Below are 25838 nucleotides of genomic sequence, written 5' to 3'. Positions count from 1 at the left end.
GATTGCGACCATCGATCGACAAAGAGGCAGATAATATCGTGGCTCGTACTCCGCTTTTTCAACTTAAACGTTACGACTCAAACGCGATCGCAAACTATTACCGCTTGCGTCCTTGGCTATTCATCTGGAGAGCGCTTCGAGTGACCGCCCTGTTCATCGGGTTTGTTCTAGGCTTGAAGTTTGACGACTGGCGCAGAGTCGTAGAACGTAACAGATTCAAACGCGCCGCCCAACTCCGTCAAATTCTGACGACACTAGGCCCCACCTTCATCAAAGTTGGGCAAGCGCTTTCGACCCGTCCTGATCTAATTCGCCGCGACTTCTTGGACGAACTGACCAAGCTGCAAGATCAGTTGCCCCCATTCTCGACTGACATCGCGTTTCGCATTATTGAAACCGAGCTTGATGCTGATGTCGATGAAATTTTTGCGGAAATTACGCCAAGCCCGATCGCTGCTGCATCACTCGGTCAGGTTTATCGCGCCAAACTCAAGACAGGTGAAGAAGTCGCAGTCAAAGTTCAACGCCCGAACCTTCTCCCAACCCTGACACTCGACCTCTACCTGATGCGCTGGGCTGCGAGTTGGATGGCTCCCTGGCTACCGTTGAACTTAGGACACGATCTCACTCTAATTGTGGATGAGTTCGGCTCCAAGCTGTTTGAAGAAATCGACTATCTCAACGAAGGACGCAACGCCGAGAAATTCGCTACAAATTTTCGCAACGATCCTTCTGTGAAAGTGCCCTCAATCTACTGGCGCTATACGTCTGAGCACGTTCTCGTGTTGGAGTGGATTACAGGTTACAAGCTAACGGATGTCGATAGCATTCGTGCCGTTGGGGGCGATCCAAACGCGATCATTCGCATCGGTGTCACCTCTGGGTTACGTCAGCTTTTAGAGTTCGGCTTCTTCCACGCTGATCCGCACCCTGGAAACCTGTTCGCTCTGCCAGCCCCATCCGGCGGGCAAATGGCGTATATCGACTTCGGCATGATGGATCAGCTTGAAGAAGAAGCAAAAGAAACGCTAGTCGATGCCGTTGTTCACTTAATCAACAAAGATTACGTTGATCTCGCACAAGACTTCGTTAAGCTGGGTTTTCTCGCACCCGGCACCGATATTTACCCGATCGTTCCTGCGATCGAATCGGTTCTGGGCGACATAATGGGTGAAAGCGTCGAAAACTTCAACTTCAAAACGATTACTGATCGCTTCAGTGAGTTGATGTATGAATATCCCTTCCGAGTGCCCGCAAAATTTGCGCTGATCATTCGATCGCTCGTTACTCAGGAAGGCTTAGCTCTCACCCTCAATCCCAACTTTAAAATTGTTGAGATTGCTTATCCTTACGTCGCACGCCGATTACTGACGGGTGAATCACCCCGGTTGCGTCGTCGCTTGATCGAAGTGCTGTTCAAAGACGGCAAATTCCAGTGGCACCGGTTGGAAAATATGATTGCGATCGCTCGATCGGACTCTAATTTTGACATTCTTCCGACGGCTCAACTGGGCTTACAGTACCTCTTTTCCAATGAAGGACAGTTCTTGCGTCGTCAGTTGCTGCTTGCGCTGACCGAGGACGATCGTCTCCACACCGAAGAAGTCCAACGCTTATGGCAACTGGTCAAAGATGACATCAAGCCCGCTCGGCTGCTGACTGCCGCGTTCGGGGCACTGGCAGAATTATCGCCTGCTGCCGCTCTGATCCCGACCGTCTCTTCTTTGACGGGGGTCAAGTTAGAACGGTAGGATATGGGGACGAAGGACTCCCTTCCTGATGCCCTTACATTCCTATTAATCCACTGTGCAATACTTTTTTCCCCAACCTCCCTACCTTCTGCTCGTTGCTGGACTACTGGCGAGTATTGCCTCCGGACTGGCATTTGAAGCAGTTTTGAAACAATCGGTCAAAGAATGGTCAGAAAATAGATCGACTCGCAGCTTGGCAAAAATGCGTGGGCTGGCGTTGTTTACTCCATTTCTAGGCATGGCGGGCGGTGCCTTTTTCTTTCTTGCTGCAGGGGTCGAAATCTTTGGGATTCCTACCAAGTTTGCCTACGGAGTGTCGTTGCCCCTGACGATCGGGACTGCGTGGCTCGTTTGGTGGCAGTTGGGCAAGATCCTGACGCAGCTAGAGCAGGGCGGTTCAGCGGCTCTCGACCTCGATTCTTGGGGCTAAATTTTAAAACCCTGCTTTATATCGAAAATAAAGCAGGGTTCTATTGATCCAAAATTACAACGCTTTCAATCCCAGTGTCAGTCAAAATCTGCGTCCGAGTTCCGTGTGGTGAGATTGTGTAAATGGCGCTGCTATTGGTGTAAAAGATTGTTCCACTTGCGGCTAATCGTAGGCTAAAACGCCCTCAGCTAAACCTTCCGGTGTTCCATCGCCCTTCTATAGGGAACGCTTCAAAAGGCTTCGTTTTTTCGCCCTTCCTCTGGCGCGCCTTCATTGGAGACTCACGTTTTGTTAGGCTCACAGATTCTTGTTAGGTTCACAGATTCCTCTATCTCAGATCGGCTGCCGCCTGTGCGATCGCGCCTAACTGCAACCCTGCTGGGTAAGCTCCCTCTTCTTTAATCTGCTTAATCGCCGCCTCAGAAATTCTTAAATTCATCTTGGTCGCGATCGCCTTGACGATATCTCCGCGATCAATCACACCCGAAACTGCTTCAGCCGGAGACAAGACCGTCACTCGCGGCAAGCTCTGATTCTCCAGCAGTTGGATGACTTCTACGATCGAGGTCGATTCCTGCACTGTGGGAACTTCAGTCAGCGGATGCACAATATCCAGCAGCGTTTTCGTTTCCCACTCGCTCCGCTCAATTCTCTGAAGATCCTCAGTATTGACAACACCGCGATAGCGTCCATTCGACGCGGCATAGTAAATCGGAGCACGAGTTTCACTAATCAAATAGTCGTCCGCAAACTTCCGCAGCGTCATTCCGGCATCAATCACCCGGAAATCTCGCGTCATGGCATCTTCGGCTTTCACCTTCAGCATCGCTTCTTGCAGTTCAGTGATGCGATCGTAAGCACCCGCATTCTGCACCACAAACCATCCAATCAGCGCCCCCCACAGTCCGCCACCATAAGGTAGACCTAGATTTCGCGTTACCCCAAACGCATCTGCCAAGCCCCAGACGATCGCAACCGTCCCTAGAAATCGTCCCACTTTCGCAGCCGTGCGGATTCCTTTAATCTGACTGCCTGTGAGCTTCCAGACGATCGCCTTTAGCACCTGCCCCCCGTCCAACGGCAAGCCGGGGATCATATTAAATAACGTCAGCACAAGATTAATCGCCGCCAAATCGCGAAACAGAACACCCAAAGGCATCTCTGCATTCGGTACCAGTAGCGTTACCAGTGTTAACAGCAGAAACAAGCTGAAGCTGACTGCTGGACCTGCGATCGCCACTTGGAACGCTTTTCCAGGCGTTTTTGGTTCTTGAGCGATCGCTGCAATCCCACCAAAGAAGAACAGCGTAATCGACTGAACCCGAATTCCTTGCAGTTTTGCAACTAAGCTATGTCCCAATTCATGCAGTAGCACCGACGCAAACAACAATAGCGCCATTGCAAAGCCCGTTCCCCAGGCAACAGGGCTACCCCAATCAGGATAGCGATACTGCCACCGCAGCGCATTACTGAGGGTGACGAACACAAGGATAACAAACCAGGACGGGTCGATAAGCAAGGGAATGCCAAAGAGTGACCCAACTCGCCAACCAGATTGCATGAATGGTTTTCCTAAAGTGTGTGTCTATTTCAAGCATACGAGATGAAATCGATGTAGCGGGGGTGAGATAACCCAACCTTAAGGAAGATTCAGATTGCATCTAGGGCTTGATCGGCTGCGGTTGAATCGAGATCGGGAAGCAATTGCTCTGAGTGCATCAGTGAAACTTCCGACTTAGAGTCGATCGACGCTTGAGCCTGGATCAAAGCGTGAAATCCGCCACACAGTAATAAGCGATCGCCCGCCTGAAGATCCAGGGTTTCTTCTGGAAATCGAATCAGCTTTCCATCCCGTCGAATAGTTTGTACAGAAATATTATATTGGCGCTGTAAATTCAATTCGATCAGGGTTTTGCCCACCAGCGGACTTTCTGCGGGAATTTGTAGCCACTGACAAGATGAATTCGTAGATGGGACTGCGGCTTCTCCTTTTGCCAATTGATCAAAAGCTGCAACCTCATCGGGCGCACCGACAATGAGTAGACGATCGCCTTGTTCTAGTGTGGTTTGGCTATCTGGATAGTCGATTTCCGCCCCGCCTGCTCGTCGAATTGCCATTACCGTAATCCCAGTTAAACGGCGAACATCAGTTTCTTCGATCGACATTCCTAATAAGGGTGAAGCCTCGGATAACGCATACCAGCGGCTATTCATTTCATTTGCTGCGGCTTTCAGAGCGCGTGAAATCTCTTCAGAACGCTGATCGGGGCGCAACTCTAAATAGTGTGAATTTCGGATTAACTGTACTTCGCGCTGAATGGCTGGGGTTGGTAAACCCATGCCTGCCATTAAATGGGCAGACAGTTCTAAACTGGTTTCAAATTCAGGCTGCACCACCTCACGCGCCCCTAGCTGGTACAGCAATTCAATATCTTTATCTCTGTTGGCTCTTACCACCAAATCAAGATCAGGAGCAATCTCTAAGGCTCGCTTCACGCATAATCGCGTACTCATCGCATCTGGAAGCGCGATCGCCATGCCCTGCGCTTGGGCAACTCCTGCTTTTTCTAAGACATACGAACTCGCTGCATTACCGTAGATGTAAGGAATTCCCGCTTCTCGAACCTTTTGGATCTGCGCTTCAGATTGATCAATCACCAGAACGGGATAATGTCGATCGCGCAGCAACCGCACGATATTGCGTCCGATTCGACCATAACCGCAAACAATTACATGATCGTGAATTGGTAAATCCTCAGAAATTGCCAGCGGCTCATCTGATTGTTCCAGGTATTTTGCCAACCAGGGGATCGATTCTCCCCAAGCGAACAGTTTTGGCACGAGTCGCAGCACGAACGGAGTTAACACGAGCGTCACCGCCGTTGTCCCCAGAATTAGCAGGTAAACTTGGCGTGAAACGATGCCGAGCGTCTGTCCCTCACTTGCAAGCACAAACGAAAATTCTCCGATCTGAGCCAGTCCTAATCCAGCAATCAAAGCGGTTTTTAGGGGATACCGAAAGATGCGAACGAGCGGCGTAATGATCAAAAACTTGCCAACAAACACGAGCGCGACCAAGCCGAGAATGAGTTCCAAGTTGTTCCAAAGAAACACGGGATCGATCAGCATCCCGATCGAGGCAAAAAACAGCGATGCAAAAATGTCTCGCAATGGCTCTACATAAGTGAGCGTTTGATCCGCATATTCCGCTTCTGAGATCATCAAGCCTGCAACAAAGGCTCCCATCTCGATCGACAATCCCAAGTGCTCAGTAAGAAGTGCGATCCCTAGACACAGCGCTACTACCCCCAGCAGAAATAATTCGCGGCTCTCTGTTTTTGCCAGTAGCCGCAACAGCGGCGGAATCACCCAAATCCCAGCCGCGATCGCACCGAGCGCAAACAGTCCCGTCTGAATCAGCGCCCAGCCGATCGCCAATCCCACTTGTTCCGCAGGCTGATCCAATGCTGGCAACACCGCCAACATCAACCCCAGCGCCAAATCCTGAACGACCAGAATTCCTAACATCACTTGTCCGTGTGGCGTTCCGGTCTCGTTGCGCTCCATCAAGCACTTCAGCACCACAGCCGTCGAAGAAAGAGACAGGATTGCACCTAAAAATACGCCCTGCGTCGGTGACGTGACCCATCCCATTGCCAGCGCCACTAAAGTCGTCACCAGGATCGTTAGCGCAATTTGCAGCCCACCTCCGCCGAGACTAATGACTTTGACTTTTTTAATTTCAGAGAAAGAAAATTCAACCCCTAGCGCAAATAACAGAAACGCTACTCCAAACTGCGCCAGCGTTTCCACCTGCACCAATTCTTTAATTAACCCAAGTCCCGTCGGACCCACAATCACACCCGCTACCAAATACCCCAGTAGCACAGGTTGCTTTAACAGCGCAGCCATCAGTCCACCCGCTGCTGCTGCTGCCAAAACTGAAACAAGATCAACAATGAGCCGAAAGTCTTCTTGCACAGGTTTCTATAAATATTAGAAAAGTATCACAGTCTATTAACATCACTTTACAAGGAATCGGGAACTTCTGGAGAGAACCGCGTCTGCGAATCTGCTTGGAGCGCTCTGATTTGCAAGGGATACGGTAATCTATAGAGAAGCGATCTGTAGACCGACAATTTGAATCTAATCCGACTCCACCCTCGTGGTGTTTTAGTCGCTGAAAGCTACGATCGACTCTCTATTTGTTCGCACCCGTTCTGAGAGTGCTAATTCATGACGATGCAGGCACCCACCCATTCAACCCTCGACGCTAACGTGCCACTCCAGATTTTACTGTTCGTCGATCAGCGTCCCGCGTCACGCGAACAGATTCGTCAGATCCGCGGCTTTCTCAACGATCGGAGTGCTGAATGTCCGTTTGAGCTTGAGATTATCGATGTGGGTGAGCAACCCTATCTTGCTGAGCATTTCCGTCTCATTGCCACCCCAACGCTGATTAAACTCCACCCCGAACCGCGCCAAACTCTGACAGGTAGTGATCTGATCGCTCAACTGAGAAATTGGTGGTCGCGCTGGCAAAGATCTGTCGAAGACATTACCAATTCTCCCCAAACTGCAACAGCGCCCGATTCTGTAGGAGTCGCTTCGATCGGGCACTCGGCCGAACTGATGAAGCTGAGCGATGAAGTTTTCCGGTTGCAGCGCGAAAACGAGAATCTTCAAGCACAGCTCCACTTTAAAGATCAGATTATTTCGATGCTGGCGCATGATCTTCGCAATCCCCTGACTGCCGCATCAATCGCGATCGAGACTCTGGAAATTGCTCATAAACAAGCAGATGGGCAACCGTCCCGACTCACACCCGCAATGACAGCCAACTTGCTTAAACACGGACGGACTCAAATTCGGACGATCGACCGGATGATTACGGATATCCTACAGGCTGCAAGGGGAACGAGTGCGGAGCTGCATATTCAGCCAGAGAAGCTAGACCTCGGCGCACTGTGTCAGGATGTGCTCCTTAGCCTCGCTGATCGGATTCAATCAAAACAGCAGCACATTGAGACCGATATTCCTTCTGACCTACCGATCGTCTATGCCGATGCTGAACGAGTGCGACAGGTGATCGTGAATATTTTGGACAACGCAATCAAGTACACTCCTACAGCCGGAACGATTCAGATCTCAATTTTGCACCGGACGGCGCAGAAAGTTCAGGTCAGTATTTGCGACAACGGGCCGGGAGTTCCGCTAGAAAACCGCGATCGCATTTTTGAGGATCATTACCGCTTGCAGCGAGATGTTGCCCAGGAAGGTTACGGTATCGGCTTATCGCTGTGTCAGCGGATTGTGCGGGCGCACTACGGTCAAATTTGGGTTGATTCGGTTGCAAATCAGGGCAGTTGTTTTCATTTTACGCTTCCTGTTTTTCGGATTTAACTTTGCCTGTTTGCAGAAATTTCTAGATTTCAGTAGTTGCACTGAAGGCAGAATTTGTGTGACTGTCACATCAATTTATTCTGCTTCAAAATTTGATGTTGCTCCAGCTTTTAGCGGTCAAATCGAAATTTATAATTTTTCTTGGGATGAGCTTTATGAATAGAAAATATTGCTCTCAATACACCAAATCTTTAAATTTGGGTTTTCATTAGAACAAGGCACGGAGATAATTCAAGCTTTCTGATAAAACTAACTTAGAAATCTCGGTATCTAAAGGTATCTAAAACTGTAAAAAACAGTACATAACCATTCGACCTTTACTGAAATCCCTGTTTCTTAGTAATAGTGAGAAACCTAAAAAATTGACATTTGCATGACAATTCAGAAAGCTTATTTTGTAATTCTTTTCTAATGATGATCTCTAAAGCTTTGCTTAGAGATTAACTAGCCAGTTACTTTCTCCGTATTTCCCCTCAAGAAGTGCCTTGGATCACAAAAAGTACTAGGAACATTCCGCTTGATAATTGACAAGTTAGAACTCAAAGAACACTTCATCAATTCATTACACAAGAAACTGCACTAAAAATAGGAATTCCAATCCAGCAATACCTTTTTTTGTTTTTGAGCCTGTTGCTTTAAAGTATTTGTGAAAACTGGTGTTATTACGGTACTACTTTCAAAGTTACTCGCCTATAAATGGGCATAAGTGCTGTATGCAGCTAAATTTCTTCAGCCTGATTTCATCGCAATGCCGTGAGATTTGTGTAGCTGTTTCAGCGATATCGCTGATTTGAGTTCCTTCTCAGGCATGCTAAGTTCGAGCAGCAGAGGATTGTTTTCTTTGATCTTGCTCGATCGCGCTCTGGAGCAACTTATTCCAGGAGTTACTGAAGGTGCATTGAATCGTTTGCAATACTTTGGTGGAATTTTGCCATTGTCAAGCCCGGTCTGAACTATCAACCACTATTCACATCATGGGACTGCTTGGGTAGATGAATTACGATCCTTTAGAATGCAACGTCACCCCCTCGGAAGTGGGTGTCTACGAATGCGAAGTTCACCTGAAATTTAGGCTGATCGAAGAGAAGTCTGTTTTGAGTAATCCAGAACAACTGCTTGAGTTTCTGCTAGATGCTTACGCTTGTGGTGCCGATGAGTATTTAGAACCCGTTGCGGCAGAGGTGAAAGCGAAAGAGATTTCTGAGGTTACGGCTTCTCCGCAAATGCGTCGCCGTTTAATCCGTCTTCGCAACTCAAAGGACTAGAACTACCTGAAGCGTTGAGTGTCAAACAATAAGACCGAGAAAAAGAGCTAATTTAATGGCTCTTTTTTTGCATGAGGGATCGATTGATCGCACAATAGTAAGGAGTGATCCTTAAGAGTGCCCATGAACTCAGCATTATCCGACGCTAAAAACTTAATTTCTGATTTGATCAGTCGGTATCGGCACCGTGTCGATTACTTAGCGATTCGGCTCGAAGCGGCAGAAGGAACAGATATCCTGCTGCGGGGTCACAAAATCGAAACGCTGAGCGAGGGCATTTCGATCGGCGGACAAGTCCGGGCTTGCTATAAGGGCGGCTGGGGATTTTCAAGCTTCAATCAGCTATCAAGTTTGAAAGAGCGAGTCGAAGATGCGATCGCAGCCGCACGATTGGTCGGAACCGATGAAACGGTTTTAGCCCCGGTTGCGCCGATTCAAGACGAGCGATCGCTATTGCTCACAGGAACTAATCCGCGCCAGATTCCGCTCTCCGAGAAGAAGGCGCTTTGTCAACATTACGGAGAAATTCTTCGCAGCGTTGATCCCCGCGTTGCCACGATTTCCGTCCGGTATGGAGACAGCGCTCAACGCATGATTTTGGCAACTTCAGAGGGTAGTTTGATTGAGCAGTCTTGGGTCGATCTGGAGATGCGATTTGCGGCAACGGCACGTAATGGTGAAACGGTTCAAACTGGGCGGGAAACGGTCGGGTCGCGCAAAGCTTACGAAGATTTATTAAACCTCGATCCCCAGGTACAAGAGGCAGCACAACGGGCAGTGAACTCTCTTGCGCTTCCGCCCGTCAAGGGTAACGCTTATACAGTTGTGATTGATCCGATTTTGTCGGGATTGTTTGTGCATGAAGCGTTTGGGCATTTGTCTGAAGCAGACATGGCGTATGAGAACCCTGATATTTTAGAAGTGATGAGTATTGGGCGACGATTTGGATCGCCTGAGTTGCAGATTTATGATGGAGCCGCGATCGAAGGGCACCGAGGCAGCTATTTTTACGACGATGAAGGCGTTCCGGCAACGACAACCCAACTGATCAAAGATGGGATTCTGGTGGGGCGCTTACATTCCCGCGAAACCGCAGGCAAGTTAGAGGAAGCACCCACCGGAAATGCTCGCTGCTTGAACTATCACTATCCACCGATCGTGCGAATGACAAATACTTGGATCGAGCGCGGCAAAACCCCTGTGAAGGATTTGTTTCAGGATATCAAAGAAGGAGTCTATGCCCGCAATTGGATTGGTGGTATGACGAACGGAGAAATGTTCACCTTTACAGCGGGTGAAGCCTGGATGATTCGTCAGGGTGAAATCGCGGAACCTGTGCGGGATGTGACGCTCTCCGGAAATGCGTTTAAGACATTAGCAGACATTGAAGCGATCGGCGATGACTTTTTCTGGGATGAGTCGGGGGGGTGTGGCAAAGGCGGACAGAGCGGATTAGCGGTGGGATGCGGAGGCCCCAGTTTAAGAATCCGTGATGTCGTGGTGGGTGGAGAAGCGATCGATGATTGATGCAGCTTAATAGTTTGCTCTCAGCACTCCGTTCATGAAGCTGAACACACTATCCAACCAGCCAATCGTGTTGATAATATCTTCAACCAATCGGGGCGGTTGGGAAATTAGGGTATCGAGCGCAATCAGCCGATCGAAATCAATCTGAACATCCCTCGATCGCTTTTGTCCCTGAGCGTCATAGAACTCAACACCCGCAAGCTGCATGATTTTGATTAATTCTTCTGCAATGATGCCATATCCGATCGTTGTTGCATGAATTCCATCAAGCGAGAACAATCCCCCCTGCAATCGTCCCTGTGCATTCGATCGGAAAAATCGCGAATCCGGTACAGGCTTCAACGCTTGCAATGCAGGCGGCAATTCATAGGGCACCCACCACTCCGGCTGCACTCGTGGTTGGTCAAAAAAGCGACGTGCCGCTAAACGATCGAGCAGTTCCACCATTTCAAACAGATACCAATCTCTGCCCTGCTTGCGACCTTCTCGCACCACATTCACGATCGCATCATTGTATTGATCAATTGCACTATCGATTGATCTGGCTTCATTCGCAGTTAAGTGAGGATGTTTTGCTGAATTAAACGACTTATCTTTGATCCAGAACTGTGTGTAGTAAGGAAAGTATCTTGATTCGGATGCCACTTTTTCGCCCACACCCCGCGCAAACGGCGCGATCGTTACATGCGGAACAGTACACCAAATCACATGACGAGCGCGAATCTGCTTCACCTGCTCCACCATCAGATCAAGCTCGGCTTGAAAGTGAATGGGTCGCCAAACCGTGTAGCGATCGTTGACATTCATGTCATCGTAGCCAACATCCGACCATTCCACCTTGAATGTTAGAATGCTTCCTAACGCATTGTTTGAGCCAATAAAAATAATCAGCGTTTCGATTTCTTCACTTGATAATGCTTGTGCAGCTTGAAGCGGCGATAATGCTTGTCCTTCCTGATTTCGTGCAGTATTGAGAACGCGAATTGCGGCCCGCTCATTGTGATGAGCAACCGTCTGTTTAATGAAGTTATCTTTAGGCAGGTTATCGCGTAAAACTTCAAGACAGATATCTGCATTGCGAGACATCGTATTTCGTAAATCCCAACCGTACACTGCTAAATTGTGGTTGATTTCACCTTGGGCTGAGAACTGAGATCCTGCACCCTGCTCCCAAAAGTCTTCAGTACGATCGAGAAAACTCCGCACATTCAACAGCCCAAATGGAACTTCCCACCATTTCAGGTGTCCACCATACTTCATCTCTAAGCTACGAGCGATCGATTCCAGATTAAGCGGCAGCCCAGAACCTGGACTATCGTAAGTGGGATAGCGGAAGTCTTTCCAGCCCAATTCGTGAGCAATCATCGCGGCATAGGAAAGATGAGTCTGAAAGATTGCTCCACTTTGAAAGCCATGAGTTAGCGAATCGCCGATCGTCACTAATCGATGCTTTGGTGTACTTTGTCGATCAGCTTGAACTGGAATTCCCAAAGTTGGATCAGACTCTGGTTGACGCGGCTCGGCTCGAATCACCACATCTGGTGGCGTTTTTGGATCAAGCATGGCTGAAATGACAGTTTTTTCCACGATCCTTGCCTCCAAGCGCATCAAGGTATCAATACATTCAAGTAAACAAACAATGTTCTACTTTGGCTAATTTCTCAATCTATGTTTACTGAAACTTCTTAAACGTCTCCCTCCTCAGGGGGATACTCTATCTAAATAGAGGGAACTTAGGATAGATCCATCTACTTCAAGTTCTACCCTAAAATCGCCTTACCAATTAAAAACTTGCAGCAACATCACGCTCGGTGGTGACTGATAGTTCATTATAATAATTGAGGCTTGGCAATAGGCATGATTCGAGTCATATTGATTGAAGACCACGACCTAACCCGCGTTGGCATTCGAGCCGCTCTACAGCAGCGTGAGGGCTTTGAAGTAATTGGAGATGCGCGTGATGCTAAGTCGGGATTAAGACTACTCAGAAGCTCTCATCCTGATGTTGCGATCGTTGATATCGGTCTACCGGACTCGACTGGAATTGATCTCACGCAGCAATTTAAGCAGGCGCAAGCTCAAGGGGAATGTCCCAACACGAAAATCCTGATTATGACCATGCAGGACAGCGAGGATACGGTACTAGCTGCATTTGCGGCTGGAGCTGATTCTTACTGCATGAAAGATGCCAGCATTGATAAGCTTGCTCAGGCAATTCAAACAACTGCTAGCGGTAATGCTTGGATTGATCCGGCGATCGCTCGTGTTGTTCTTTACCAAACACAAAAATCATACGGTTCAGGGCAACAGTCTGCTGAAGCACCTACCATTTCAATCAACCGTCTGTCGGATGAAGACTTTATTCCTGCTTATCCTCTGACTGAGCGCGAATTAGAAGTGTTAAAGCTAATTGTAGAGGGTTGCAGCAATGCTCAAATCGCAGAAAAGCTATATATCACTGTTGGAACAGTAAAGACTCACGTTCGCAACATTCTAAATAAGCTTTGTGCAGACGATCGTACACAAGTGGCAGTCCGCGCTTTGAGAACTGGCTTGGTTCAATAGTTCAGCTTAATATTTTTAAAGGGTGTATCCTGAATGAATTCGTAACTTGAGTTCATTTAGGATGCACTCTTATTCGTTTAAAGCGTCTGTCGCGCTGTGACAATCAAGCAGTCAGGGCTTCAATGCTGGATAACAATTGCGACAAATCGATCGGCTTTTGAATATATCCATTTGCGCCCGCATCTAAGCCAGGTTGAACCTGCACCTTGTCGTGAGCCGAGATCAGCAAAATTGGAGTTGTGCGATCATTCGATCGAATCTCTTGCGTCACTTCTAACCCATTCATTCCGGGCATCATGACATCGAGCAAGACCAGATCCGGGTTGCAAAGCTGAAATCGATTTAATGCAGCACTACCACAGTTTGCAACTTCAACTTCAAACCCTTCTGCTTCCAAAAACACTTGTAGCAATAGCAAATTATCTGCGGTATCATCCACTGCTAAGATTCGTCGCCCCTTTCGCTCTAACACTGCTTTATCCCTGTACTTCTTTAAATTAATAATTGCTCCAAGACAAGCTTAGATATTTTGATGATTGCTTTTCTTTTCTCAAATACAGTCATACCGGGGAATGATCTTCGCTCAATCTTTCGTCTGGATTGTGGTCTATCTCTTCAGAGCCTTATCGATCGTGCAAGCATTCTCTAGTGTAGTGATGGTTCTAAATACTGTAGGAGAAGTTTTATGACAGCAAGTATCGAACAGCCCAAGAGCAGAAATGGTGCACTTTGGTCAGGTATTTTATTGATTGCATTAGGACTTGGTGCTGTTGTTGCGCCTGTGTTCTCGACGCTCGTGAGCGAAACCTGGATTGCGTTAATTATTCTGTCAGCAGGGTTCACCAAGCTCGTCTATGCAGTGCAAACTCGCAATCAAGGCGGCTTTCTCTGGAAAATCCTTTTAAGTTCGCTGTATATTGCAACTGGAATTATGCTGTTTGCGTCTCCTCTAACCGGAGTATTAACGCTGACCTTGCTCCTCGGTAGCTTCTTGTTAACAGAAGGTGCATTTGAGCTGATTTTGGCGTTCCGCATGCGCGAGCAGAAAAATTGGTTCTGGCTGTTGGGCAATGCAATTATCACTGCTGGATTGGGCGCATTGATTTGGTCTCAGTATCCGTCTAACGCGCCTTGGTTGCTTGGAACGTTAGTGGGTGCCAGCATTTTTGCAAGTGGTCTTTCGCGGGTAATGTTCTCGCTGAATCCACAGGCGCAGTCTGAAACTCCTGCGACCTCTGCCTGATAGCAGATCTCTAAATAACTCGCTACAGACCTTGGTAAAGAGGCGATGCATCGTCTCTTTACGAGGCTACTGATTTTTGACTCAATCTAATCCACGGGTAGGATCATGCCCTCGCGTGCTAGCAGACTGTTTGGAAACACCGATCGCACCTGAGCTTCTACCGAGTCGAGAAAATCATCATCATGATTGGGGTCGTGGTGGAACATCACCGCTTGTTTCACGCCTGCTGCTTTTACAACTTTCAGGGCTTCTTGCCAAGTAGAGTGCCCCCAGCCAATTTTGGGCGATTTTTCGTCGTAGTATTCTTCGTCGGTGTAGCAGGCATCGTAGATTAAAACGTCGGCATTCCGGGCAAGATGCACTAGATCGGGATCGATGCGATCGGGGTAATGCTCAGTATCCGTTGCATAGACGACTGTTTTACCTTGAAAAGTAACGCGGTAGCCGATCGCAGTATTGGGATGATTCAAACGACCGGTTTCAATCTGAATATCATCGAGTTCGATCACATCTCCCACTGTGACATCCGTAAATTTTAGATCCGACTTCATCACCTGCATCGGTACTGGAAAATTGGGATGATGCATCTGGTCACTGAGGCGTTGCTGCATCGTTGCACCGTTGGGAGCGATCGCGCCGTAGATGTGAAAACAGTTGCCGGGAATAAACGCTGGAATGAAGAATGGAAAGCCTTGAATGTGATCCCAGTGGGAGTGCGAGAAGAAGAGGTGCGCTTCCACTGGCAGTTGCTGCATCATTGATTTTCCAAGAACGCGCAGCCCAGTTCCGCCATCAAAAACGAGGCGTTTCCCGCCCACGCGCATCTCGATGCAAGAGGTATTGCCACCATAGCGCACGGTTTCGTTTCCCGGTACAGCAATGCTGCCTCGAACGCCCCAAAAATGAATGTGAAAATCAGAAGACTGGGTCATCGCTGAATTCAAAGTTGCTTCAAGTGCTTGTCAAAGCAATCCAGATGAAGAAGGCTTCAGCTTGGTATTGTTTACAAGCAGGATTTAGTGTGATGCCGTTCCGAGAAACGGTGGGAGAGGTGCCCTGGGTTTAGGCTACCCATTCGATTCTTAGGGATAGCAGACTGAGATGGATTATAAGTGCGGATGCAAAAAAAGGCTCAGGAATTTTCCTCAGCCTCTACAGTCGATCGATGCGATAGAGTTTAGTTTGCGGCTTTGATGCACTGCTCAACGAGGGGCAGCACTTTATCTACGTCTTGCCAGCCCAGGATCTCTGTCACTTTCTTCTCTAGATTTTTGTACGTTCTAAAGAATTCTGCCACTTCGTCTAAACGGTGCTGGGGAAGGTCTTTGAGCGATTTGATATTCGTATAGCGGGGATCTTTGTCGGGAACGCAGAGGATTTTTTCATCGCGATCGCCGCCGTCGATCATTTCGAGCATTCCAATCGGGCGGGCTGCGATCACACAGCCGGGGAAGGTGGGCTGATCCATGATTACCATGCCATCAAGCGGATCGCCATCGTCGGCGAGCGTGTTGGGCACGAAGCCGTAATCGAACGGGTACATCACTGAGGCATAGAGGACGCGATCGAGAGCGAAGGCGTTGAGGTCTTTGTCGAATTCGTATTTGTTCTTACTGCCTGCGGGGATTTCGATCAGAACGTTGATCAAGCCCGGTTTCGGTTGGGCGGGAATGCGAGATAAATCCACAGCGGTTCTCCAAGCTAAACAATTTCACCATTCTGAATTGTAGGGGAGAGCGGTTATGCCAAAAAGAGTTTGTAGGCGGGATTTTGGTTTTCGTCCCAGTAGCGGTAGCTGATCGAGTCAAGAAATGCCTGCCAATCGGTCATTTCATCGGGTGGAACTTGCACGCCTAACACAATGCGCCCATAATCAGCTCCGTGATTGCGATAGTGGAATAGGCTGATGTTCCAATCAGGGCGCATTGAGGTGAGAAACTTGATCAGCGCTCCGGGACGTTCGGGAAACTCAAATCGATAAAGGACTTCGTGTTCAGCTAAGGGCGATCGTCCGCCGACCATGTGCCGCAGATGTAATTTGGCGAATTCGTCATCGGTGAGATCGATCGTCTTAAATCCATTCGCTTCAAAGGTTGAAACCATTTGTGCGGCATCCGATCGACCAGAGACTTGCATTCCCACAAAGATATGAGCGATGTTCTCATCAGCGATGCGGTAGTTGAATTCAGTAATGTTCCGTCGTCCGAGTAGATCGCAGAATTTGCGTAAACTGCCGCGCTCTTCGGGAATCGTGACCGCAAAGATGGCTTCTCGGCGTTCTCCGAGTTCTGCGCGTTCTGCTACGAATCTGAGGCGATCGAAGTTCATATTCGCACCGCAGGCAATCCCGATCAGCGTTTGATCGGTGATTTGCTCGCGTTCGACATAGGCTTTGATCGCGGCAACTGACAAAGCTCCCGCAGGTTCAAGGATCGATCGCGTGTCTTCAAACACATCTTTAATCGCCGCACAGGTGTCATCGGTATCGACCAAAATCATTTCGTCTACATACTGCTGGCACAATCGAAACGTTTCGACTCCGACTTCTCGCACAGCAACACCATCGGCAAACAAACCGACATTCGGTAATTTGATCCGATATCCGGCTTTGAGCGATCGCGTCATCGCATCGGCATCGACTGGCTCAACTCCGATAATTTTCGTCTGAGGGCGGAGTCGTTTGATGTAGGCTGCTACACCGGAGATCAAACCGCCACCACCGATCGCGACAAATACAGCATGAATCGGTTGCTGATATTGCCGTAGAATTTCCATACCGATCGTGCCTTGTCCCGCGATTACGTCTGGATCATCAAACGGATGGACAAACGTTAATCCCTTTTCTGCTTCTAGCTGGCGGGCATGGGCATAAGCATCATCGTAGGTGTCACCGTGCAGCACAACTTCGCCACCCCGCGATCGGACTGCATCGATTTTGACTTGCGGGGTTGTCACAGGCATGACGATAATCGCGGTGCTTCCCAGTCGCTTTGCACCAAGGGCGACTCCTTGAGCATGATTTCCAGCCGAAGCCGCAATCACCCCTTGAGCGAGAATTTCCGGGGGTAGCTGCGCCATTTTGTTGTAAGCGCCGCGCAATTTGAACGAGAAAACCGATTGCATATCCTCGCGTTTGAGTAGCACTCGGTTATTGAGTCGAGCCGAGAGGTTGGGCGCAAATTCGAGGGGGGTTTCCTGAGCCACATCGTACACACGGGCATTGAGAATCCGCTCTAGGTAGTCACCAGACATAGGAGTTAACGCTGAGGAAGATCGCTGAATCCTCATTGTACGGGGTGAGGGGCATCGGCAAGCCTCAGTCGGGAATTTGATCGGGATCGATTCTCATTGAGCGCAGATATTCTGCCAGTCGATCGGCGCGTTGGCGTTCTTGCTCGACACGTTGGCGTTCTTGATCTGCAAGCCGTTTGAGTTCAACTGGGCTGAGAAAGCGATCGCCGTCCGGTCGATAAATCACAAAATCTTGAAATGTCAATTCAAACCGAATGCCTAAGCGTGGACTAATCCAGCCATTGATTTGTTGAATTTCGCTGAGAGCCGAGCCTCGACGAATCCAGCCTGTTAAGTCGTTACGATAGGGATTATAGAGATAATATTCTTCGACTCCGTAGGTTTGATAAAACTCAAACTTGCTCGACATCTCCTCACCTGTATTGCTGGGTGAAAGAATATCAAATACAACTTGTACTGGAATATCTTCCTCTTCCCACTGTCTGTATGCTCCTCGTCTTCCCTTTGGTCGCCCGAATGCAATTAGCACATAAGGAATACGAAGTCATAGCAGTGGCTCGACAACGGGGATATTCTAAATTGTAGTCGATCGTTGTTTTTGAGTTTTATGAGCAATCAGCGCATCTATCTACCATTTACAGGGAGCGATCGAACATTAAGTCTAGGATTGCAGCCGCTTAAGGTAGAAGATTGGATCGAGATGGATGATCAGCTTGCGCCTTACTTGCAGCGTAAGACAGAACTGTTAGAAACGAACTATACAGAAGTGTTTGCAAGTTTGCCAGGAACACAGTTGGCGCAGCAGGAAGTTTTGGAACTATTGATTGATCATCTATTACGCTACTTTCCAGAACAGTACGATCGCGCTTCAGAAACAATCACGGTCAAAGCAACCAATCAAACCTGGAACATTGCTGATTTTAGTCAACCTTTGGATCTTGCAGGGCGATTAGTTCAGGAGGATTTTTGTTTGATGCAGCCGAGCGATCGAGGTTACAGTCTTGCCGCAGCATCGTTGTGTTTTCCGTTGCGGTGGAGATTGTTAGAGAAGCTTGGAAAACCAATGATGCAGATTCATCATCCTGTACCGAACTATCCAGAGCAATTGGGGAATCCGGTTGATCGACTGTTCGATCGATTAAAGGTCGATTGTCCAGTGTTCCGAGTGAATTGGAGCATTGTTGAGACTCCAGAGTTGTATCTAGGTCATCAAAGTCATTCTAATATTGCACCTGTAGAACTATCACCAAGCAATCTTTGGATTCGAGTCGAGCGTCAAACATTGCGGCGATTAGAACAGTCACAGTGGATATTGTTCACAATTCGGACTTACCGTTATCCACTCACTATCTTGAAAGAGCAGCGTGATTCGGCGATCGGGTTGAGGTCGATCGTGCAGCAGCTTTCACCAGAGATGCAGCTTTATAAGAACTTACTGCCGATTCGAGAAACATTACTAACTTTTCTAGAAGCGGTGCAGAACTAGCTGGGCGCGATCTTGTGGCGATCGAAAAAAATTGTCCTGTTTGGAATCCAAATGGGAAACCCATCCGTACTCTTAGAAACTCTCCTCGATCTGCTGTGCTTTATACCAAATTAATTTGTTAATGCTACAGATCCTTCGCCCCCTAAATCCCCCATTCTGGGGGACTTTGAAAATCCAATCCTTCTTGAAGTCCCCCACTCGTGGGGGATTTAGGGGGCTTCCAAGATTTGTAGCGATTAAAGATCAATTTGGTATTACGCAGGAGTCGGATGAGTGATTTTTGACCTCGCCATTTTTGACCTCGTTTTAGAGCAATACAACCATGAACAAGCCCAAACAACTTCTTCGTCATCTTCTTTTCAGTACGATCGCCTGTGTGATTGCAGTCAGTATTTCGATCTTTTCCCAACCTGTTCAGAGTCAAGGGACTGCTGTATTCACGACCGCGCAGAGTTTTGAAGTTGCGTCAGAAGCATTACACCAAGCCGAGAGCGCTTTGATTGCTCAGGGCATGATGGAAAGCACCCCCCTAACCCGCTACGTTGCAGTTCTGACGAAAGATGAGGTGATGCCGATGGCTTCATCCAGCAGTGCTTTTGGTGCGGCAGGCGCAGTGCTTGTGGGCGATCGCCTAATTGTCCGGGGTGACTTTAGCAATCTATCGAGTCCGCTCCGCGATTACGCAACCGATCCGCTCAATCCGCCTAACCCCAACATCACGTCGGGTGTGCATATTCACCGGGGCGAACCGAATGCGAATGGCCCGTTCCAATATGCACTCCAGGTTAGTCCCAGCGAAAGTGGCTTGCAAGGTCGGCTTATGGGGGAATACACGCTGACTCCTGAACAGCTACAGGCTTTGGCGAATGGCAAAATGTACGTGGACATTCACACAAAGCAAAATCGCGGTGGCGAACTACGCGGCATCTTCAAGCCGTACTAAATTGGTTAGTCATTGATTAGTCCGCACTAATCAGCCTGTGGAGTAGAAACGCCACGCACTCGCAGCGCTTCTACGATTTGATACCAAGTCAATTCGTGAATGCTACAGATCCTTCGCCCCCTAAATCCCCCATTCTGGGGGACTTTGACCTCGGAGTTTTGGCTCGAAGTCCCCCATTCATGGGGGATTTAGGGGGCAGAAGATTTCTGCGGTAACAGATCAATCAACTTGTGTGTACACGGTAGGGGAGAAGGGATGAGGGCGGTTCATCCTTACGTTCAGCAACGCCAGAAAGTCTTCTGTCGAGTAATTGAGATTCGATAACTTTTTTGTCCGGTAAACGCTTTTGCTAGGTATTGGTGTCAAAGTAAAGGTTGGAAAACGAATGCGCTTCTTGAGCCTGATTAGCATGATGCCTGAGCAGTTTGACGACGCAGAAAAATCTCCTCCGAGTCAGACAGATGCAGAGCTATATCAAGCATTACGAGCAGGGCAGAAAGAAGCACTCGGTACTCTTTACGATCGTCACGCTGCGCTGGTCTATGGCTTGGCTCTTAAAGCGTTGGGCAATCCACAGGAAGCTGAAGATTTAACTCAAGATATTTTTCTCAATCTCGCGAAATCCACGACCTATGATCCGCGCCGGGGTTCTCTCAGAACATTCTTAGCAGTTTTAACGCGATCGCGCTCGATTGATCGGGTGCGATCGCGCAGCACCTCTCGTTCTTTTCTCGATCGGTTTCGCTCTAGCAGCACCGAAATGGCTTCTGAATCTCCATTGGAGCAGGTGTTTCAAACGGAACAATCTCAAGAGGTGCGGGCTGCTCTTGCCCAACTTCCAGAAAGCGATCGGCAGATCTTACGTCTTGCTTATTACGATGGTCTTAGTCAGTCAGAAATTGCCGCACGATTAAGCCTGCCGCTTGGCACTGTGAAAACAAAAACTCGGCGGAGTCTCCTCAAGCTGCGTCAAACCCTTACCGATTACCTTAGATAATCCCATTTATGAGTTGGTCGATGGCTTCAGAACACTTACAACTATTGATTGCAGGGTATGTCTTGGGCGATCTCGACTCCAATGAGGCAGCGGAATTCGAGCAGCTTTTGATTGATCATCCTGCGATCGCTGAAGAAGTCAACCGGATGCAGAAAGCGCTAGACCTGTCTTCGGGTTCTCCTGAAGTCAATCCCCCGGCGCATCTTCGTTCAGCCATCTTAGCGGCTCAGGAGCGACCTTTAGCGGCTCCAGAAGCAGCGAATAGACCCGTTCGTCGATCGCTGCGGTGGAGCCAAGTGCTGAATGTTGCGGCGGCGGTTCTGATTGTGGCATTGGGCATCAGTAACTATCAATTGCGGCAAGCACTACAAACATCGCAGACCGAAACTGAGCGATTGGCAACGCTGGTTTACTCGCTGCAAGCCACAAAAGCGGGAAACGCGGCTTCTGCAACGGTTGCGATCGATCCCAATCGTCTAGAAGCGGTGCTGACGGTGCGGAATTTGCCGCCGCTACCACCGGGGCAGGTTTATGCTTTGTGGACGGTGGTGAAGCAGGATGCTCCGGTGACGACGGATTCTAAGAGTGCAATCCTCACGGATGTGTTTACGGTTGATGCTGAGGGCAAAATGTCTCAGTCGATCGCGGTTCCAACAGTCTTTCGGTCTGCTAATTTAGTTTCTACTGTGGCGGTGACGATCGAGGATGCGACTGCACCGCAGAAACATGAAGGTAAGCCTGTGATGATGGCGAAAGTGCAGAATTAGCTTGGGAAACTACCGGACGAAAGAATGCAATTGATGGTGCGATCGCCAGAAACAATCGCGCTTCGACAGGCAGCGATCGTGCTTTCTTCCTCAATTCTTGCTGCCTCGGAAGGAATCGATCGTGCTTTGAGCAAAATTGATCGTGCTTCCTTCCCCAATTCTTGCTGCCTCGGAAGGAATCGATCGTGCTTCGGGAGGAATCGATCGTGCCCCCTGCCTCAATTGTTACTGCTTCGAGAGGAAATGATTGTGCTTTCTTCCTCGATCGTTGCTGCTTCAAGATGAATCAGAGGAGCTTTTCATATAAAAAGAGCATCATTGTGATGCTCCTTTAACGTCAGTTCGACGAGTTTTTTCACTTCGGTTTGAGCAGCTTCGCCCCCTAAATCCCCCACGAGTGGGGGACTTGGAAGAAAAGAAGTTTTCCAGGTTCAGGAAGTCCTCTGACTTTCAAAGTCCCCCATTCTGGGGGATTTAGGGGGCTACCCGCAGAGCCAAACGTAGCCAAGAACTTGTGTCAAACTCACGTTCCTTTAGTGACAACGAGACAGATCGTGGCGCTTAGTTAACCGCGCTCTTTTCTTGGGAAGGCTTCGGTTTGCGCGATCGACGAAAATGTTCTCGCATTTCAGCGACGATCGGCTCCATTCCGTTTGCATTCACACCACTTTTCTTGGCGTAGTCGTAGACCGTTAATGCAGCCGTATACGCTTCACTGCCAACGACCATACAAGTGTCGTTGACCATATCTTGAAGTTGAGTTAGGCTCATCAAAATTTGGTTGAGGTCTTGAAACAGTTCCAAGTCTTTTCGCATTTCTTCTACATCAAACGATCGCGGTAAGAAGTCGGGATTGCGACTAGCAACATCTAAGGCAGTGTTGACAAACGATCGAGATTTGGGGCTGAGCTTTGGCAGCGAGGAGCGTTCTTCAGCGACTAAATCGATCAGAAAGGGGAGATGTTTCTGGATTGTTGCAATGGCTTGGACGATCGCGTCTCGATCGGCTTGGGAAAGAGTGGCACTAATGTTCATGGAAGAACCTCAAAGGGAAAAGATTCTTCTACTGTGATAAATATTACAAGCAGTACGCAAAGGGGTATGACCCCTCAGTGGAGCTTAGCCGCGCTGGTTTACCACAATCGTTGGATGGAATATCGATCGAAGATTGAATCTGCACTGACGATCGGGAGTTGAGTGACGATCGCTTGAGCAATTAACAGTCGATCGAACGGATCACGATGGTGATCGGGTAATCCTTCCAGTGCTCAAATGTGATCGAGATGGAGCGAAAGTAGTTGCAGGTTGTTGACGGACTGCTCCCAAAGACTGACTAGACTGAGGAACAAGTCATTGTCTGGGTTGCTTACCATCCTTAAGGTTTGTTGTGGAATCTTGCTTGGAGCTTCATTGAGCCAGATAAAAACATGGGTGTCGATCAGAAGTCTCATGTTTCACCCAACCAGAAAGCGTCAGGCAAAGGCTCATCAAAATCATCGCTCATCGAAATTTTGCCAGCATACTGCCCAAAAACTCGTTGCTGTTTTGGGGTTGTTTGTAGTTGTAAAGTGGCTTGTTGAGTTTGATAGAGAAACTCGATAAAGGCGAAGGCTTGCTGGCGTTGTTCAGGTGCTAGAACTCGCAGAGCGGTTAGGATATGCTCTGGGATTTCTGACGAACGGTCGGCAAAGTCTCTCGCTTGACTTGTCATACACCACAGCCTTAGAGGTTGACTCTATTTTAAGCGATCGTTTGTAGCTGACTGAAGTACCATTTGTTTTCGGTGTGGCGGGTGACGATGCCGAGGGTTTCGAGGGCTTCGAGGTCGGCTTGGATTTTGGCTTTGCTGCGGGTGGCGTTTTTGAATTGGGTGGCGATCGCATCAATGCTCCATTCTCCGCCTTGGACTCTCCAAAAAACATTTGATAGTTAGCGCGTTCCGTTCCTCCAGCATTCTGCCAGCGCTGAATAAACGTCTCGATCGCCTGAAGCTGTGAAGTCATAAAATCCGGGAGGTAACAAAAAGAATCATCGCTGATTCTAATTGCACTTGCTCAATGCGATCGCAGCTTAATTTTTCATCCCGGTTACGCAAGGCCACCTTAATCAGCTTGCCTTCGCCAAAGAACGAACCGTCAAGATTTCATTAGAGCTTAGCGCCGCGATCGTAGAAACCGGAACAGTAATCACAGCTAGCGACTCACCCACTGCGTTAAAAACCTCTAAAACACAGCCTTCCTCTCCACCGTTAGGATGCGGCACAAAATCAATCAAAGTTGCAATGTCTCCTGCTTTCAAGTTGTATTCCGGCAAATCGCAAGTCAAAGCAACTTCGCAATATAGTTCTAGAGCCATATCAAGATTCTCGGTAAGGTTTGAGCGTCACAAACTGAAACTTTCCATCTCCTTGACGGTTTACCCAAATTGTAACAACAGGTAGATTGACACCATTCGCGCCGACCAATTCTCCAATCACTTGATAGAACGTTTCATACTCATTGGTTTTATCTGCGATCGCTTCTCCTTCGTCAGCAAGCGATCGAATTGCTGTTTTCAAGGCTTCGGGGTTCTCTTGCGTAAATCCAGCTTGTGCCAAAAACTTTGATTTGTTATTCCTGAGCTTCTGCACTAAGAGATAGTCAACGATTTTTTCATCTGGAATAATTGCATCTGCCGGAATCTTCACTGTCGTTTTTCGCAAAGCCTAATTATTAATGCCCCAAATCAGTTAACGTTGAGCGATCGCAAAAATCCCCACGATCGGAATCGTCGCCAACACAAAGAAATTAAAGCTCAATTAGCTGGCTGCATTTGGCTTGACTGGCCTAACTCCACGCTCACAGCATCAAGCCGAGCATCTCCAGGGCGATAAGACAGCACTTCCACACCAATTGGCTCACCGCTCACGCCATCTTTGAACAAAATGATTCCGTCTCCAAGCTCCGTACCAATCTGATTCTTGCGAGGACTCTGCCAAAACACGCTTAACAGTTCGGCTTCAGGTTCGTAAAACACTTTTATTTGAGCCATACCGTTTCACCCTCCTTAATCGCATCCGTTTGATAAGCCGTGATCAGAAATCCATCTCCATTTAAGCGCCTTGCCACTGCAACCACCCATCTTTCTGTCCGATGACTCCGATAAAACAACAGCACTTCTGCATCTCGGCTACTCCGCCGAATTTCATCGGGCACTGCAAGTGCAGCTTGAACTAACTCCTCTAATTCTTTGATATCAGGATGTTTAGCAATCAAGCGTTGCCAATATTCCTCTGAGGTTCTAACTGTAAAACCAAGCGGTGTGAGAATTTCAAACTTCATTCTGTCAGCACTGTCTTAATTTTTAATCCCTGTGGTTGCAATGCCTCGAATCAATTGCCGCTGAGCGATCGCAAAAATCCCCACGATCGGAATCGTCGCCAACACGATCGCCGCCATCAACAACGTCCAACTATTCGTAAACTGCTCTTGAAAACTCGCGAGTGCCAACTGCACCGTCCGCAACTCTGGGCGCGTCGTAAACACAAGCGGCTTAAATAAATCGTTCCACTCCCCAATAAACGTAAATAGCGCCAACGTCACCAGCGCCGGACGCGACAACGGCAACATCACCTTCCACAGCACTTGTAACCGATCGGCTCCATCCAGCATCGCCGCTTCCTCAAGCTCGATCGGAATTCCTTGAAAAAACTGCCGCATCAAAAAGATCCCGAATCCATTCGCCGCAGTCGGCAAAATTAACGCCCCATACGTATTAATCAAATGCCCCCATTTCAGCACCAGAAAAATCGGAATCACCAAAATCTGAAACGGAATCACCAACGTCGTGAGAACAATTAATAAAATCGCCTGCTTGCCTTGAAACTTCAACCGAGCCAGCGCATAACCCGCAAGCGCTGACGTGAAAATCTGAAAGAGCATGACCGCGATCGCCACAACGATCGAATTCGCAAACGCCAGCAAAAACCCTCCCCGTTGCCAAGCTTCGCGATAATTCTCCAGCGACCAACCCGGAGCATCAAGGGAACTTCCTGGCGGCTTAAACGACGTAATCAATACCACTCCCAGCGGCAGCAGAACGACTCCTGCCCCGGCAATCAGTAGCGCTAAACCGAGTACACGCTTCCACTCGCTCCTCATACTTCCCACACGCCCCAAAGAATCGGTTATTTTAGCGCTTCAATGCCCATTAGCGCAGATATTTTATCGA

The 25838-nt window shown here is 48.5% G+C and carries 28 protein-coding genes and 1 pseudogene; 12 read left to right on the top strand and 17 right to left on the bottom strand.

The features are described 5' to 3' along the window. Positions 1–35 precede the first annotated feature (35 nt). On the top strand, positions 36–1751 hold the full coding sequence (locus tag H6F51_17605; GenBank protein ID MBD1824291.1) for an AarF/ABC1/UbiB kinase family protein: 1716 nt from the start codon (positions 36–38) through the stop codon (positions 1749–1751). 55 nt (positions 1752–1806) lie between these two features. Then, the gene (locus H6F51_17600; GenBank protein MBD1824290.1) at positions 1807–2181 is read left to right on the top strand and encodes a hypothetical protein; all 375 of its coding nucleotides are present in this window, start codon (positions 1807–1809) and stop codon (positions 2179–2181) included. Positions 2182–2509: 328 nt separating this feature from the next. Here the strand turns inward: H6F51_17600 and H6F51_17595 are convergent, their stop codons facing one another. Beyond that, positions 2510–3742 carry a site-2 protease family protein gene (locus H6F51_17595; protein MBD1824289.1) on the bottom strand — a complete coding sequence of 411 codons (1233 nt, stop codon included), beginning with the start codon at positions 3740–3742 and terminating at the stop codon, positions 2510–2512. An 89-nt stretch (positions 3743–3831) separates the two neighbouring features. After that, positions 3832–6162, bottom strand: a complete 2331-nt coding sequence (locus H6F51_17590) for a cation:proton antiporter (protein ID MBD1824288.1) — start codon at positions 6160–6162, stop codon at positions 3832–3834. A 261-nt stretch (positions 6163–6423) separates the two neighbouring features. Between H6F51_17590 and H6F51_17585 the strand changes: the two genes are divergently transcribed. The 3 genes from H6F51_17585 (at position 6424) to H6F51_17575 (ending at position 10376) form a co-directional block, all read left to right on the top strand. Then, complete coding sequence (locus H6F51_17585; protein MBD1824287.1) at positions 6424–7584, top strand: histidine kinase; 1161 nt, start codon at positions 6424–6426, stop codon at positions 7582–7584. Positions 7585–8576: 992 nt separating this feature from the next. Then, positions 8577–8849 carry an Npun_R1517 family heterocyst differentiation transcriptional regulator gene (locus H6F51_17580; protein MBD1824286.1) on the top strand — a complete coding sequence of 91 codons (273 nt, stop codon included), beginning with the start codon at positions 8577–8579 and terminating at the stop codon, positions 8847–8849. 123 nt (positions 8850–8972) lie between these two features. Continuing rightward, a complete protein-coding gene (locus tag H6F51_17575; protein MBD1824285.1) occupies positions 8973–10376 on the top strand; it encodes a TldD/PmbA family protein in 1404 nt (467 codons plus the stop codon). Between the two features lie 6 nt (positions 10377–10382). Here the strand turns inward: H6F51_17575 and H6F51_17570 are convergent, their stop codons facing one another. Then, complete coding sequence (locus H6F51_17570; GenBank protein ID MBD1824284.1) at positions 10383–11984, bottom strand: hypothetical protein; 1602 nt, start codon at positions 11982–11984, stop codon at positions 10383–10385. Positions 11985–12227: 243 nt separating this feature from the next. Here H6F51_17570 and H6F51_17565 point away from each other — a divergent pair, with 243 nt between their 5' ends. Then, positions 12228–12941 (top strand): response regulator transcription factor, encoded by a 714-nt coding sequence (locus H6F51_17565; GenBank protein ID MBD1824283.1) that lies wholly within the window; start codon positions 12228–12230, stop codon positions 12939–12941. Between the two features lie 103 nt (positions 12942–13044). On the opposite strand, the gene H6F51_17560 is transcribed toward H6F51_17565, so the two are convergent. Then, positions 13045–13413, bottom strand: coding sequence for a response regulator (locus H6F51_17560; protein MBD1824282.1), 369 nt, complete (start codon positions 13411–13413; stop codon positions 13045–13047). A gap of 213 nt (positions 13414–13626) precedes the next feature. Here H6F51_17560 and H6F51_17555 point away from each other — a divergent pair, with 213 nt between their 5' ends. Continuing rightward, on the top strand, positions 13627–14184 hold the full coding sequence (locus H6F51_17555) for a DUF308 domain-containing protein (GenBank protein ID MBD1824281.1): 558 nt from the start codon (positions 13627–13629) through the stop codon (positions 14182–14184). A gap of 86 nt (positions 14185–14270) precedes the next feature. Here H6F51_17555 and H6F51_17550 read toward each other — a convergent pair whose 3' ends face one another. The 4 genes from H6F51_17550 to H6F51_17535 all read right to left on the bottom strand — a co-directional run bounded on the left by H6F51_17550 (position 14271) and on the right by H6F51_17535 (position 17974). Further along, positions 14271–15116 carry an MBL fold metallo-hydrolase gene (locus H6F51_17550; protein ID MBD1824280.1) on the bottom strand — a complete coding sequence of 282 codons (846 nt, stop codon included), beginning with the start codon at positions 15114–15116 and terminating at the stop codon, positions 14271–14273. A 245-nt stretch (positions 15117–15361) separates the two neighbouring features. After that, positions 15362–15871 carry an inorganic diphosphatase gene (locus H6F51_17545; protein ID MBD1824279.1) on the bottom strand — a complete coding sequence of 170 codons (510 nt, stop codon included), beginning with the start codon at positions 15869–15871 and terminating at the stop codon, positions 15362–15364. Positions 15872–15924: 53 nt separating this feature from the next. Continuing rightward, a complete protein-coding gene (gene ilvA / locus H6F51_17540; protein ID MBD1824278.1) occupies positions 15925–17472 on the bottom strand; it encodes a threonine ammonia-lyase, biosynthetic in 1548 nt (515 codons plus the stop codon). A 28-nt stretch (positions 17473–17500) separates the two neighbouring features. After that, on the bottom strand, positions 17501–17974 hold the full coding sequence (locus H6F51_17535; GenBank protein MBD1824277.1) for a Uma2 family endonuclease: 474 nt from the start codon (positions 17972–17974) through the stop codon (positions 17501–17503). A gap of 69 nt (positions 17975–18043) precedes the next feature. Between H6F51_17535 and H6F51_17530 the strand changes: the two genes are divergently transcribed. The 4 genes from H6F51_17530 to H6F51_17515 all read left to right on the top strand — a co-directional run bounded on the left by H6F51_17530 (position 18044) and on the right by H6F51_17515 (position 21629). Next, the gene (locus tag H6F51_17530) at positions 18044–18922 is read left to right on the top strand and encodes a DUF3445 domain-containing protein (protein ID MBD1824276.1); all 879 of its coding nucleotides are present in this window, start codon (positions 18044–18046) and stop codon (positions 18920–18922) included. A gap of 322 nt (positions 18923–19244) precedes the next feature. After that, positions 19245–19865, top strand: a complete 621-nt coding sequence (locus H6F51_17525) for a CHRD domain-containing protein (GenBank protein ID MBD1824275.1) — start codon at positions 19245–19247, stop codon at positions 19863–19865. Positions 19866–20277: 412 nt separating this feature from the next. Further along, a complete protein-coding gene (locus H6F51_17520; GenBank protein MBD1824274.1) occupies positions 20278–20862 on the top strand; it encodes a sigma-70 family RNA polymerase sigma factor in 585 nt (194 codons plus the stop codon). 8 nt (positions 20863–20870) lie between these two features. Beyond that, positions 20871–21629 (top strand): anti-sigma factor, encoded by a 759-nt coding sequence (locus tag H6F51_17515; protein ID MBD1824273.1) that lies wholly within the window; start codon positions 20871–20873, stop codon positions 21627–21629. Here H6F51_17515 and H6F51_17510 read toward each other — a convergent pair. The 4 genes and pseudogenes from H6F51_17510 to H6F51_17495 all read right to left on the bottom strand — a co-directional run bounded on the left by H6F51_17510 (position 21626) and on the right by H6F51_17495 (position 23340). After that, positions 21626–21787, bottom strand: a complete 162-nt coding sequence (locus H6F51_17510; GenBank protein MBD1824272.1) for a hypothetical protein — start codon at positions 21785–21787, stop codon at positions 21626–21628. The two genes, H6F51_17515 and H6F51_17510, sit on opposite strands and share 4 nt — an antisense overlap. Before the next feature lie 403 nt (positions 21788–22190). Further along, complete coding sequence (locus H6F51_17505) at positions 22191–22664, bottom strand: hypothetical protein (protein ID MBD1824271.1); 474 nt, start codon at positions 22662–22664, stop codon at positions 22191–22193. A gap of 98 nt (positions 22665–22762) precedes the next feature. Further along, positions 22763–23080: pseudogene (locus tag H6F51_17500) on the bottom strand (type II toxin-antitoxin system VapC family toxin). Next, the gene (locus tag H6F51_17495; GenBank protein MBD1824270.1) at positions 23077–23340 is read right to left on the bottom strand and encodes a DUF2281 domain-containing protein; all 264 of its coding nucleotides are present in this window, start codon (positions 23338–23340) and stop codon (positions 23077–23079) included. The pseudogene H6F51_17500 and the gene H6F51_17495 overlap by 4 nt, the downstream one beginning before the upstream one ends. Positions 23341–23414: 74 nt before the next feature. Here H6F51_17495 and H6F51_17490 point away from each other — a divergent pair, with 74 nt between their 5' ends. Continuing rightward, positions 23415–23555, top strand: coding sequence for a hypothetical protein (locus H6F51_17490; GenBank protein MBD1824269.1), 141 nt, complete (start codon positions 23415–23417; stop codon positions 23553–23555). Positions 23556–23735: 180 nt separating this feature from the next. Here H6F51_17490 and H6F51_17485 read toward each other — a convergent pair whose 3' ends face one another. From H6F51_17485 to H6F51_17465, 5 genes are all read right to left on the bottom strand, one after another. Then, positions 23736–23984: a DUF4926 domain-containing protein gene (locus H6F51_17485; protein ID MBD1824268.1), complete on the bottom strand. Its 249-nt coding sequence runs from the start codon at positions 23982–23984 to the stop codon at positions 23736–23738. 1 nt (position 23985) lies between these two features. Beyond that, a complete protein-coding gene (locus H6F51_17480) occupies positions 23986–24315 on the bottom strand; it encodes a hypothetical protein (protein MBD1824267.1) in 330 nt (109 codons plus the stop codon). 107 nt (positions 24316–24422) lie between these two features. Beyond that, the gene (locus H6F51_17475) at positions 24423–24659 is read right to left on the bottom strand and encodes a hypothetical protein (GenBank protein ID MBD1824266.1); all 237 of its coding nucleotides are present in this window, start codon (positions 24657–24659) and stop codon (positions 24423–24425) included. Next, entirely contained in the window at positions 24647–24949 is a 303-nt protein-coding gene (locus tag H6F51_17470) for a hypothetical protein (GenBank protein MBD1824265.1), read from the bottom strand. Before H6F51_17470 ends, H6F51_17475 begins: the two co-directional genes overlap by 13 nt. A 15-nt stretch (positions 24950–24964) precedes the next feature. Further along, positions 24965–25768, bottom strand: a complete 804-nt coding sequence (locus tag H6F51_17465) for a carbohydrate ABC transporter permease (GenBank protein MBD1824264.1) — start codon at positions 25766–25768, stop codon at positions 24965–24967. Positions 25769–25838: the final 70 nt, after the last annotated feature.

The sequence above is a fragment of the Cyanobacteria bacterium FACHB-DQ100 genome (genome assembly GCA_014695195.1).
Taxonomy (GTDB): domain Bacteria; phylum Cyanobacteriota; class Cyanobacteriia; order Leptolyngbyales; family Leptolyngbyaceae; genus Leptolyngbya.
The sequence above is the reverse complement of the archived record's forward strand: the minus strand, read 5'-3'. Positions and strand labels throughout refer to the sequence as shown.